Source organism: Hoyosella rhizosphaerae, assembly GCF_014643175.1.
Lineage (GTDB): Bacteria > Actinomycetota > Actinomycetes > Mycobacteriales > Mycobacteriaceae > Lolliginicoccus > Lolliginicoccus rhizosphaerae.
On the sequence record NZ_BMJH01000002.1, the window covers coordinates 64,522 to 77,104 of the forward strand.

Annotated in this window: 11 protein-coding genes; 6 read left to right on the plus strand and 5 right to left on the minus strand. The window is 58.4% G+C overall.

Going from position 1 to position 12,583, the window contains the following annotated elements; translation table 11 throughout:
- From IEW73_RS08465 to IEW73_RS08485, 5 genes are all read right to left on the minus strand, one after another.
- Entirely contained in the window at positions 1-465 is a 465-nt protein-coding gene (locus IEW73_RS08465; protein ID WP_188673306.1) for a tRNA (cytidine(34)-2'-O)-methyltransferase, read from the minus strand.
- Between the two features lie 4 nt (positions 466-469).
- Entirely contained in the window at positions 470-1,936 is a 1,467-nt protein-coding gene (locus IEW73_RS08470) for a condensation domain-containing protein (protein ID WP_188673309.1), read from the minus strand.
- An 8-nt stretch (positions 1,937-1,944) separates the two neighbouring features.
- Entirely contained in the window at positions 1,945-3,324 is a 1,380-nt protein-coding gene (locus IEW73_RS08475) for a condensation domain-containing protein (protein ID WP_188673311.1), read from the minus strand.
- 418 nt (positions 3,325-3,742) lie between these two features.
- The gene (locus IEW73_RS08480; RefSeq protein WP_188673312.1) at positions 3,743-5,095 is read right to left on the minus strand and encodes a condensation domain-containing protein; all 1,353 of its coding nucleotides are present in this window, start codon (positions 5,093-5,095) and stop codon (positions 3,743-3,745) included.
- A gap of 78 nt (positions 5,096-5,173) precedes the next feature.
- Positions 5,174-5,890 carry a TetR/AcrR family transcriptional regulator gene (locus IEW73_RS08485; protein ID WP_188673314.1) on the minus strand — a complete coding sequence of 239 codons (717 nt, stop codon included), beginning with the start codon at positions 5,888-5,890 and terminating at the stop codon, positions 5,174-5,176.
- 111 nt (positions 5,891-6,001) lie between these two features.
- Here IEW73_RS08485 and IEW73_RS08490 point away from each other — a divergent pair, with 111 nt between their 5' ends.
- From IEW73_RS08490 to IEW73_RS08515, 6 genes are read left to right on the plus strand one after another with little or no spacing between them, the layout of a single operon-like run.
- Positions 6,002-7,195, plus strand: a complete 1,194-nt coding sequence (locus IEW73_RS08490; protein WP_188673316.1) for a lipid-transfer protein — start codon at positions 6,002-6,004, stop codon at positions 7,193-7,195.
- 31 nt (positions 7,196-7,226) lie between these two features.
- A complete protein-coding gene (locus tag IEW73_RS08495) occupies positions 7,227-7,658 on the plus strand; it encodes a type II toxin-antitoxin system Rv0910 family toxin (RefSeq protein WP_188673318.1) in 432 nt (143 codons plus the stop codon).
- A gap of 3 nt (positions 7,659-7,661) precedes the next feature.
- A complete protein-coding gene (locus IEW73_RS08500; protein ID WP_188673320.1) occupies positions 7,662-8,525 on the plus strand; it encodes a MaoC/PaaZ C-terminal domain-containing protein in 864 nt (287 codons plus the stop codon).
- 9 nt (positions 8,526-8,534) lie between these two features.
- Positions 8,535-9,401 carry an SDR family oxidoreductase gene (locus IEW73_RS08505; RefSeq protein WP_188673322.1) on the plus strand — a complete coding sequence of 289 codons (867 nt, stop codon included), beginning with the start codon at positions 8,535-8,537 and terminating at the stop codon, positions 9,399-9,401.
- Positions 9,402-9,412: 11 nt separating this feature from the next.
- Positions 9,413-11,704, plus strand: a complete 2,292-nt coding sequence (locus IEW73_RS08510) for an acyl-CoA dehydrogenase family protein (RefSeq protein ID WP_188673325.1) — start codon at positions 9,413-9,415, stop codon at positions 11,702-11,704.
- Positions 11,701-12,534, plus strand: a complete 834-nt coding sequence (locus IEW73_RS08515; RefSeq protein ID WP_188673328.1) for an alpha/beta fold hydrolase — start codon at positions 11,701-11,703, stop codon at positions 12,532-12,534. The genes IEW73_RS08510 and IEW73_RS08515 overlap by 4 nt, the downstream gene beginning before the upstream one ends.
- Positions 12,535-12,583 lie beyond the last annotated feature (49 nt).

Sequence of the window (12,583 nt, forward strand, 5' to 3'; positions counted from 1 at the left end):
CTAGACGGCGCCGCTGAATCCGTGTTGACGCCATGCCTCGTAAACGACGATGGCGGCGGCATTGGAGAGGTTCAGTGACCGCCGACCCTGGACCATCGGGATGCGCAATTTTTGTGTGATATTGGGGTCGGCGAGAGTTTCGGCTGTCAGGCCTGTTGGTTCTGGGCCGAACATGAGGATGTCGCCGGGTTGGTATTGCACGTCGGTGTGCGGGGTGGTGGCGTGCGCGGTGAAGGCAAACACGCGTTCTGGCTTTAGTGTTTCCCAGGCTGAAGGCAGGTTTGGGTGGACTGTGACAGATGCTAGGTCGTGGTAATCGAGTCCGGCGCGGCGCAGTTTTGGTTCTGACAGGTCAAACCCGAGGGGGCCGACGAGATGCAGTTCGCATCCTGTTGCGGCGGCCAAACGGATGGCGTTGCCTGTGTTGGGAGGGATGCGGGGTTCGAAGAACATCATGCGGAACACCTACCTATTGTGGGTGATGCATGATCTGTGCGGGTGCGCGCCCTGCGCTAACGTAGTCGCCGTTGTGCGCCACAGCAGTGAATATGGTCTTGATGTGCTGAAAGTATGTGGCGAGGACTTCCTGCGCGTAGGGCGTGTTTGGGGTTTGCGAATTGAGGAATAGGCCTTGGTTGGTGCGGACGACCCACATGTTGGCGTTGGCGGTGCGGCCTTCACCGGTGAAGATCAGCGCATTGTCGTGCGGTGAGGTGTTCGAGCCAGGCACTCGTCTGGTGTCTAGGTAGTTGACCATTTGGGGAGTTTGTGTCGGCGGGGCGAGTTTTCCTGCGGCGACGAATGTGCTGATTGCGGCGTGCACGGGTGTTCCGGCCAATGTTTTCGCTGTGTTGAAGGCTTGTTGCGCTGGTTGGAGCAAGTGTGTGAATGCCAGGTTGGGTGTTTGGGGCACTGGGAAGGTGACGGGAACGAAGTTGCAGAACCATCCTTGCGACAGGGCATTTTCGGGTGCGCGGGTGGAGAGCACGGTTAAACCGAAGTAGGTGGTGTTGCCTGCGAGTTCGTGTTCGGCGAGCGCCAATGCGGCGAAGATGGCACCACTCGGGCGGGTGTCGTGCGCGGCGCAAACGTGTTCGAAAGCGTCAGCGTCGGCGCTTGTGAGGAGGTGATTCTCCACGATCCGTACGGGTGCTGTTTCGCCGGGGTCTAGTCCTAAATTGAGGGGGAACCGCGGAATGCGCCAGCCGCCTGCTGCGAATAGGTCGGCCCATTGTTGTTGCGCCGCGGTGTCGCCTGCAAAGTTGGTGGCTGCGTCGTATTCGCGTTGGGTGAACGTGCTGTGTGGTTGCGCTAGTTCAACGGGGTAAGTGAAGGTGCTGTTGGTTGTGTGGGCGAGGTACCGTTGTGCGATTTCGTTGATGGCGAGCCCGTGGGAAATTCCGTCTGTGATTGCGTGGTCGGCGGCGTAGTACAGGGTGAAGTGGTCGCCGTGGTCGATGGCGCCGAATGCGCAGCACGGGGGAGACCAGGGTTCGCATTCGGTGGAAAGTCGGTCTTCGACGTATTTAATGAGCTGCGGTCCGTCGGTGTTGTCGCCGCGTTTTATGTCGATGGCAACGTCTGACGTGCTTGCGACAAGACGGGTGAAGTTGTTATCGGTGTAGTCGAACCAGGTTCGGGTGTTTTCGTGCGTGGCGATGAAATCGCTTATGGCTGATGCAAGGGTAGTGGTGTCGAGTGGGTGGTCGATTCGTGTGAGTCCACCGATATACGCCCGGTACGGTTCTGCCGGTCTGGCTGCATTGGATCGGGCTGCACTAGATCTGGCTGCACTGGTTCGGGCAGAGGTGAGGTGGTCTCGTTGGAGGAAACTCACGGGGTGTTGTTCCGGTGCTGCGTGTGGTGTGACGGTGAACGTCACATCGATGGGAGTTCCGGCGTAGGGATTCCAGCGCGAAAGTGCTCCGAGAATCATTCAACCTCCTAGGCGGCGATGGAAGTTGTGGACGCGGCCGCGAACACTGCTGTCAGTTCTGTGAGGAACTGCTCAATGAGTGTGTGGGCTTCCTCAGTGTCGGGGTAGCGCGTGGAGACGTTAAGTCCGCGAGGCGTCCTATTGATCCAGAAATACACCTCGTCGTTGCTGTAGGTGTTGCTGCGCAATGCACGCCCACTGATGGCGGGCATTTGGTCTGCTTCGGGGAGGTACCGAATATCGACGTAGGAAACTACAAACTTTGGTGTCTGCGTGGTTTTGAGGATCTGCGCTACTTTGGCGAACGGTGCGAGGGCAAGCTTCTTCGAAGCGGCGAGCGCTGCGGTCGCTGAGGTCAAGGCGCCAAGTACGTCGTTGTCGTGTGCTGCCTGGACCGTTACGGGAACGATGTTGACGAACCATCCCATTGATTCAGCGAAGGATTCGTGGACGCGGGTGTGAACCGGCATGACGGAGGAGAGGGTTCCTTCGCCGGTGAGCCGGGATTGGGCGACGGCGAGAGCAGCGAGTATGCCTGCTTGAGTGCTGAACCCTGCGGCGCGGCACGCTGTGTTAAACGCCGTTGCCTCTTCGGGGTTGAGTAGCCACTGTGACTTGGATGCTTGTCGTGTGGGTTCGGCCGTTGACGTGTTGAGCATGCCGCTGATGGGTGTGAATGTGGGGAATGCGTTGTTGTGTTCGGTGAGAAATGTGTCCCAGGCGGAAACGGCGGGGTGCTGTTCGGTGATGGCATCGCAGGCTTGTTTTTCGATGATGCCGAAGTCGACGTAGCTTCCGTAGGTCTTGTCGTCAGGTACGCCGGGGGTGTCGAGGATGGCGTCGTAGAGGGAGCGTAGTTCGCTTATGGCGATGACTTGGCTGTATGCGTCCATTACTGAGTGGTCGGCGGCGAAGAGGCAGACGAAGCTTTCGGTGGCGGTGTCGGGTTCGATGGTGGCGAATATGCAGTGGGGCCACTTGAGCGGTGACAGCGCTGATTCGAATTGGCTTGTTAGGAAGTCTCGAATTTCGTCTGCTGTGTGGGCCCTGGTGACAGGGAATGCGACGGCGTCTGTTGCTGTGACAGTTTTGCGAACGAACGTATCGTTTTCACTGACGATTGTTGTGCGTAGTGCTTCGTGGCGGGCAAACCATGTGGTTATCAATGTGCGCATTGCGCTCGCCGAGTAGGGGCGGTCAATGCGGAACGCTGACCCTATCCAACTGCCGTGTTCAGTGGGGGTTTGCGCTCGAGTGCAGTGTTCGTGGTGCGCTGATGTGAGTGGGCGGGGGTCAGGTGCCCATTGTGTTGGCGTGGAGATGACGGGAGTCCACGAAGTGAGCTGACCTGAGGGTAGTGGGTACTGGTCAAGTTCGGTGTATTCCATGTTGTCCCCGATCTAGTGAAACCGCTCTAGCTTGTGGAGTGTTGATTCGCTGATCGTAAGGACAATGTGCCCCTAGAAGTAGGGGCAGTAAATGTGCTGGAGGTCACGCTTGCTAATTGGGTGGCGAGTGTGGAGAATCGCGGTCTTCGAGTTTTATCGGTGACTGACCGCTGGTGATATTAATTGTGCGTTTCAGAACGTGAGTGAATGTTGTGTCGCAATAGCGGAAATTGTCTGGAGTTTATGGACGGAACCTGAATTCTGGGCATCGAGGGAATTGATTCAGTTTCTATTGTGTTTCGTGGCGAGGCGTCAAAAAAACCAGCTCAATCGCCGGTTTTTCTGTGGCGTGGCATCGATATCTTGCTGTTATGCGACTGTCATCACAGGGTGTTGCAATGGGAGATATAAATCATGGTCAGCCGCGGAGGGCATCGGTTAGCGTCTCGTTGAGGGCTTTCCAGAACTGTTGCATGGTCTCAACGGCGGTGGGCGACAGGGGGAAACGGGAGCGAAGCGACACCCCGGACTCATCGCGCCAGAGCCAAAACTGTGCGTCGTCTGCGGCTGTGGAGTTACTAATGTGCACGGGTTTGTCGCATTGTGGTCCGCTCACGGTGGGCAGCTTTCGGTAATCGACGTAGGACATCATGTAGACGTCTTGGCGGGTGCGTTGAAATTCGTCACCTATTACGCCGAGTACGTGGGCGAGGGGGAGTTGAGCGAGCTCAAGTGCCCTGCGGAAAGCGGCGTGCGTTTGTAAAGCGGATTCGGCAAAGTCATCGTTGTGGGCCGTGATTGTCAGTGGGATTGTGTTTGTGTACCACCCAAAAGTGCGTTGGGTAATTTCGTTATGCCTGGTGTGAACAGGTATGAGGACGTCTTGGCGGCTAGGCCCGCCGCACCTTCGAATAGCGGTGCCGAGCGCTGTAGCTAGTCCGGTGAACATGCTTGCGCCAGCGGCGCGAAATGCGTCTTCGCAGGTTTGCGCCTCTGCGGCGGTGAGGAGTTGGCGGGTGCTGTCGCTTTGAGGTGCAGGATTGTCGGCGGTTCCCAGTGGTAGAGGGAAGGATGGGGCGGTGCCGCCAGCGTGGCGAAGGTGTTCAATCCAGCGTTGGATGCGCTGGTCGTCGCGGGAGGGTGGGGGCAGGGTTGCTTCATGCTCGGTGTCGGCGAGGAAGTCGCCGACCTGGTCGCCATTGAGTGCGTGGCCGTTGCAGGCTGCGCAGTAATCGTGTGACAGCTCGTTGATGGCGAGGGTGATCGAGTAGGCATCGCAGTGTTGGTGATCAAAGGCTGCGATCACGGTTGATTCTGTTGGGCGCTCGATAACGAGGAAGCGCAGTGCCGGAAAGCGAAATGCTTGGCAGTGGTCATCTATGGCCCGGCGGAGTAGGTTCTGCATCTCGGCTGGGGTAGAAGCATTCTGGGGAAGTTTGCGAGGGTCGGCGACTCGTGCTTTGTGGATGAATCGACTCAACTCCCCGGTGTTGCTCCCGGGGCGAAATTCGCTGTGGAGCGTTGAGTGTCGGGCGAGGAATGCTCGAAAGGCTGCCGTCATCGCGCTCTTGTTGAAGGTGCCTGGTACGGAGAAGGCGGCAGCGAGCCACACACTTCGACCATCTGGATCAGCTTCCGCACCCGCAAGGTGGAACCGTTGATTGAATGACGGGCCGATGGGTGACTTGCGTGGTTCCTCGGTCGATATGACAGGCCACTCCCATACGTCGCCAGGTTCGGGCGTGTAGAGGCTAATTGTCGTGAGCTCCATGGCGTTCAGAGCTTATCTGCTGAGCCTGTGGTGGGCGTGAAAGTGTGACCGACGTTGCTTGGTTGAGCGGTTGCTTTGTTAGGTGCCCGTGCGTGCGTGTTGGTGCGCGGATATTGAGTCTCTGAGCGGAATTTCGGGGTCTAGTGACAGTCCCAGGGCCTCCATGTTGGAGGTAATCAGTTGGAGGGTCCATCCGCATAGCAGCGATTCGAGTGATTCTTTGCTTGGACTGTTCGTCCGTCGCCATCGGTTTACTGTGGCGTCGACGAGGCCGACAAGCGCGAATGCGAGTGGCTCGGCACTGTCGGTTTCTTTACCTACCGCAGTCAGGACTGTGTTGAACAGCGCCGTTATTTGCAGGGCAATGGATGTTTTTGCGCCTGTCGCGACGTCGGGGCCAGCGCTACCGTCGCGTGATGACCTCGATCCCACGAATTGGTGCAGGTGTGGGTGTTGGGTGGTCCAGTCAAGATACGTTCTGATGCCTCGCCGGATGAGGACGATCGGTGTTTCCTCGGGGTTGAGGGTGGGGGCGAGATCGGAGAGAACTTTGTCCGCGATATGGGCGCGGATTTTGTAGTCGAGGTCTGCGCGGTCGCGAAAGAAACGGTAGATGACAGCGCGTGTGAGCTGTGCTTCGTCCGCAATTCTGCTGACACCTACTGCGGGGCCTTCTTTTTCAATTGCGGTGACTGCGGCGTCGAGGATGTGGAGGCGTCGGGCTGTTTTATGCCGTTCCCAGCGCAGGGCTCGTTTGTCTGTGGGCGGGTGGCGCTGCGGAGTTGTTTTCGACACGGAGAAAGATTATCCGACGAAACCCTTGTGTGTGACACATTGGATCACATACATTGCTGATACACCATGACTCAGTTACATGGTCGGCAACCAACGAGGGAGCACAACTCGATGTCACACAACAGGGTCTTCGTCATCGGGGTCGGGATGACAAAATTCGAAAAGCCAGGGTCACGAGACTGGGATTACCCCGACATGGCACGCGAAGCCGGAATCAACGCAATCGACGATGCCGGAGTGGCCTTCCACGAGATCGGGCAAGCCTACGCGGGATACGTCTATGGGGAATCCACCTCGGGTCAGCGAGCGATCTACGAGCTCGGCATGACGGGCATCCCCATCGTCAACGTCAACAACAACTGCTCAACAGGATCGGCGGCACTGTTCCTCGCGGCCCAAGCGATCCGCGGCGGGCTCACCGACTGCGCACTAGCGCTCGGCTTCGAAAAGATGCAGCCAGGGTCACTCGGATCAACATTCGACGACCGCGAACAACCCATGATGCGACACCTGCTCGCCTTGGCGGAACTGCAAGAATTCGCCATGCCACCAGCGCCCTACATGTTCGGCGCCGCAGGCCGTGAGCACATGCAACGATTCGGCACCACGGCGGAACAATTCGCGAAAATCGCCGTCAAGAATCACCGGCACTCCCGCAACAACCCCTACGCACAGTTCCAAGACCAGTACACCCTCGACGAGATCATGGGCGCAAAAGAAATCTACGCACCCCTCACAAAGCTTCAGTGCTCACCGACCTCCGACGGAGCCGGGGCAGCAATCCTGGCGAGCGAACGATTCGTCGACGAACACGGTCTCGCCGGACACGCAGTGGAGATCGTCGGACAAGCCATGGTCACCGACATGCGCTCCACCTTTGATTCAAACAGCGCGATCAACCTTGTCGGCGCAGACATGACAAAGAAGGCCGCACAACAGGTCTACAAACAAGCTGGCCTGAGCGCTGACGACATCGACGTCATCGAACTGCATGACTGCTTCTCCACCAACGAACTCATCACCTACGAAGCACTTGGTCTATGTGATGAGGGCGAGGGCGGCAAGCTCATCGACAACGACGACACCACCTACGGCGGACGGTGGGTCGTTAACCCCTCGGGCGGGCTCATCTCCAAAGGACACCCACTCGGTGCCACCGGGCTTGCGCAGTGCGCGGAGCTCACCTGGCAACTCCGTGGCACCGCCCAAGATCGCCAAGTTTCGGGTGCCCGTACGGCACTCCAACACAACATCGGGCTCGGCGGCGCCGTCGTCGTCACCGCCTACAAGCCAGCCGACCGCTAAAACCTCACCACCAAACTCAAGGAGAACCCTCATGGCATCTGTATCAGTTTCCGCCGTCATCCCCACCGCACCGGAAAAAGCATGGGACGCCCTGTGCGACCTTTCCCGCTGGGACCAGTGGCTCGAAATGCACGTGAAGTGGAAGAGCGACATTCCCACCGAAATCGGCGTCGGAACCAAAATCACCCAGGTGGTGTCGGTCATGGGTATGGCCAACAAAATTGACTGGAATGTCGACGAATACGACGCACCTCGGCACGTCAAGATCTCAGGTCTTGGCATGGCGGGCGTCAAAGTTGAGTTTGTGCTTTCGGTCGAGCCACAAGGGGAGACCAGCAACGTCACCATCGACGCGTCATTCGCCGGCACGATGATCGTCGGCCCCATCGGCAAGGCTGTAGCAAAGCATGCCAAAGCCGACCTCGAGAAGTCGATCGTCAAGTTCACAGCAATGGTTGGTTGAGCGATGACCTCGGCAGTCGTTGAATTCTCCGACACCGGGCTAGGGCAATGGACAGACGTCGAAAAGTTCGACGTCACCGCCGAGCGCATCGCTGCCTACGCTGCGGCTACGAATGATCCCATTGAACGGCACCGCAACGGCGAGATCGCCCCTCCCGTCTTCGCTGTCGTGCCGGTCTTCATGTCGATGGCACCCGCGGCTTTGTCCGTAGCGCCGCCGGAGCTATTGATGAAGTTGGTGCACGGCGAGCAGGACTTCGTCTTCCACCGACCCATCTATCCAGGTGATCAGCTAGAAGTCCGAGCGAAACCGGTCGGATTCGTGGGCCGCGAGAACGGCTCAACCGTCGTTATCTATGCCGAAACTCGGCTTAGCGGCGGCGAACTAGTCAATGAGCAGTGGATGACAGCATTCTTCCGGAAAGTCGATGCGCAGCGGCAAATCGGCGAAACGGCACCAGATCATCGATGCCCCCCAGACATTGCGGCGAACACACCGTTCGCAGAGGTTCGTCAGCACATCGACGAGGACCAAACATATCGCTACTCACCGGCCTCAGGTGACCCCATGCCAATCCACCTCGACGACGAGATCGCACGGATGTCAGGGCTTCCCGGCATCATCAATCACGGTCTATGCACGATGGCTTTCGCATCGTGGGGGGCGCTGACTGAACTTGCTGACGGCAAAGTGGAGCGCCTGCACAGGCTTGCTGTGCGATTCGCGAAACCCGTACTTCCGGGGCAAGACATTCACACAAAATTTTGGCGAACTGCCACCAATCGCTTTGCGTTCGAAACAGCAGTAGAGGGCACCTCGGTGCTCACCGATGGGCTGGTCCAACTGCACAATTTCGACGCTAAATAAGGGAGACACATGAACCTACAAGGGCGCGTAGCGATCGTCACCGGTGCGGGACGAGGCATCGGTCGCGAACACGCACTGCTGTTTGCCCGAGAGGGCGCGCACGTTGTTGTCAATGACATCGGTGGTGCAAACGACGGAACAGGTTCTGACGCTGGACCGGCACAGGACGTCGTCGAGGAAATTCGCGCGTTCGGTGGCACCGCGATCGCCAACACTGACAATGTGGCCACCTGGGATGGCGCAGCGGCGGTGGTGCAACAGGCAATCGATGAACTCGGCGGGCTAGACATTCTCATCAACAACGCCGGCATTCTTCGCGACGCATTCATCGCAGGAATGGACGAACAACAGTGGGATGCAGTTATCGCGGTTCACCTCAAAGGACACGCGGGCCCACTTCATCATGCTGCCGCGTACTGGAAAGCTGAATCCAAAGCCGGTCGGACCGTCAATGCCGCAGTCGTCAATACCTCGTCGGCGTCGGGAACTTTCATGCCCAACGCAGGTCAAAGCAACTATGGGGCCGCGAAAGCAGGCATTGCGGCGCTGACTTTAGTTGCCGCCGACGAACTCGAACGCTACGGCGTACGAGTCAATGCGATTGCCCCCATCGCACGCACCCGTCTCACTTTGGCTACCCCAGGAATGGGAGCCATATTCGCGGAAGAAGTTCCCGAAGGGGAATTCGACGCATTCAGCCCAGCCAACATTTCCCCACTCGTCGTGCGGCTCGCCCATCCCGAGTGCAAACTCACCGGCAAGGTTTACGCAGTTCAAGGTGGTGCGATCACCGAACTCCACGGTTGGTCGGGCGGCGCAACAATCGAATCTGAAGGCCCCTGGACTATCAGCGACCTCGCAAACCGACTCGGCTGAGGAGCCCCGCCATGGCAAAAACCACAACACGTAACTCCTACGAATTGGGCCTCGGCCTCACCGCCGAGCACCGGGCACTCGCCGACTCCGTGCGCGCATTCACCGATCGGCACATTAAGGCCGACGACGTTCGAACAGCGGTTGAAGCGCCAGTCGAGCAGAAACTCCCACCATTTTGGGATGCACTCGTGCAGCAAGACCTTCTCGGGTTGCACATTCCAGAAAGGTTCGGTGGCAGCGGTGTTGGCATACTTACCCTCGCCGTCGCTCTCGAAGCGTTAACTCGGCGCATTTCTCCCGGGCCGTTTGTGCCTTCCGTCCTGGCGAGCGCACTCATCGCGGCGTCTGAGTCAAAGGCGCAAATCGAACTGTTGCCGAAACTGGTCGACGGTTCCGCGACGGCAGCGGTAGCGATTCCGGGCCAACACACACAATTCAGCGCTGTGAAAACTGCCGATGGCTACGTGGTTGGTGGCACTGCTGATGCTGTTGTGGGCGGGGAAAACGCCGATGTAGTGGTATTTCCTGCTGACATTGATGGGCAAATTGCCTGGCTGGTGGCACCCGGCGACAAGTTCTCCCGTGCAGCGCAGGACAGCATCGACGTGCTTCGCGCCTCAGCGAAACTGATTGCACGTGACATGACAGTGAGCGTGGAAAACCAACTACAGGGCCTGACCCGCGCTCATGCGCAATCGATTTGCTCAGTGATACTTGGGGCTGAAGCCATTGGTTTGATGTCGTGGTGTGTGTCGACTGCGGCGAACTACGCCCAAACGCGAGTGCAATTCGGTCGGCCAATCGGGCAGTTTCAGGGCGTTAAGCACAAGTGCGCAATGATGGGCGTGGCCCTAGAAAAGGCGCGCGCGGTTATTTGGGATGCCGCGAGTGCGCTGGATAAGGGCGATGCCACCGCGATTTTTGCTGCCGATATCGCAGCCGCGATCGTGCCTGAGTCAGCTGTGCAGGTGGCACAGGACTGCATCCAAATACATGGCGGAATCGGCTTTACCTGGGAACACGACGCCCACCTGTACTACCGCCGCGCTCTTGCGATCCGTGCGGTTCTGGGCAGCCAGGAACAAAGACTCGAACGGGTGGCAGAGCAGGCGCTTGACGGCATTGTCCGCGGTTGCGACATCGAACTTCCCGATGAGGCAGAACAGATTCGGCAGCGAGTGCGTCCAGAATTAGACGCGATTGCAGCGATCACCGACGAAGACGACCAACTAATCGCGCTCGGCGACGGCGGATGGGTGCAGCCGCATTTGCCGAAACCATTCGGCCGCGGAGCGAAACCGTTGGAACAGATCGTCATCGCACAAGAAATCGCCGCAGCTGGCATTGCTATGCCACAACTCCTCATGGGCGGCTGGGCTGTTCAAGCAGTTGTAGCGCATGGCACCGAGAAGCAGAAGCAAGAACTCGCGGTACCCACATTGCGTGGCGACTTGGTGTGGTGTCAGCTGTTCTCCGAACCGGGAGCAGGGTCGGATCTTGCATCGCTGACCACCAAGGCCGTCAAGGTTGACGGTGGTTGGAAGATCAACGGGCAGAAGATCTGGACCACTGTTGCGCAATTCTCTGATTGGGCGATGCTTATCGCACGAACGGATCCTGCCCAGCCTAAACATCAGGGAATCACCTATTTCGTTCTCGACATGTCCACGCCCGGCGTCACTGTTCGCCCGCTACGGGAAATGACAGGATCTGCGCTTTTTAACGAGGTATTCCTCGATGATGTGTTCATTCCAGACGAGCATGTCGTCGGGGAAGTGAACGATGGTTGGAACGTCGCACGGACAACGCTTGCTGGTGAACGGGTAGCTCTGAGTCAGAAGATGGAGGCATACGCCACCGACAAGGATCTTCTTGCGTTCGCACAAGGGCGTGAACTGGGAGCGTACGCACGTCTTCAGGTGGGGCAGTTGATTGCGGAAAGTCAGGCTGTCGATCTGATCGGGAGCAGGGTGGTGCTACAGCAACTCTCCGGCGCCGACGTCAGTACGACGTCGTCTGTGGGCAAACTCCTCGGGATGGCTCTTGGACAGGCGATCTCGGAGTTTGTTGTCGCGGAGCTTGGACCCGCGGGCACTGTCTCCATTCCCGGCCAGCCAAGCGATAAGGCAATGGAACAACTCATCGCTGGACGGGCCACCACAATTTACGGCGGGACCACTGAGGTGCAGTTGAACGTCATTGGGGAACGGATGCTGGGGTTGCCCCGTGACGCTGAACCCGCTGGCGCAGAAAAAGCTGGCGCAGAAAAAGCTGGCGCAGAAAAGGTAAGGGAGTCTGTGTGACCGAGACACTCCACGGAGTACGTCTCATCGAGCAGGGGGAGGGCGACGACCTCGTTCTCCTTCTGCACGGCTTCTCCGATAGTGCGGACTCGTGGCATCGCGTCCAACCAGCGCTTGCGGCCCACGCGCGGGTGATCGCACTTGACCTGCCCGGGTTCGGTGCGGGCAGCGCGGTGTGGCCGTCACCTCTCCTCGAAAACTATCGGGCGGCAATCACAGAGATAATCGAGTCTCGTTCACGCGGTGGGAATACCAGCATCATTGGAAACTCGCTCGGCGCTGTTGTCGCACTGCTCGTCGCCACTGAACGACCCGATCTTGTGCACCGAATCGTTCTTTCTGACATGCCGGGGCTGAGGGGAATCCCTAGATTGTGGTCGCGGTTCACGTCGATTCAATCGGAACGAGTGCTTCTCAGGACTGTGGGGAGGCTCCCGAACTACCCTGCCACGCTGCTATTCCTGGGCCTATTCGGCGGGGCGGCACGTAGGCGGAAAATGCTCGACAGCACCGCGCGCAAAGCTATTTCCCACCACTACGAACGGAAAGAAACGATACTGTCACTAGTGCCAAAGGCACGTGACGTCATGCGCGAACTTTCGGAGCTGCCTGTGGAGGAACTAGTTCGCACGGTGGAAGTGCCTGCCCTGCTGGTATGGGGTGCGGATGACATTCTCACTCCGGCGCGCGTCGCGCAGTCCTTCGAATGGCCAGCCAATATCAGTGTGGTGGTGATTGAGCGGTGCGGCCATTGCCCCCAACTCGATCGGCCACGCACGTTTGTGTCCCACGTTCATCCCTTCATCTTTGGGAGCAATTTGTCGTGTTGAATTCGGTTCTTGGCGCAACAGCTCAGCTCAGCGACCTCGTACGAAGTGT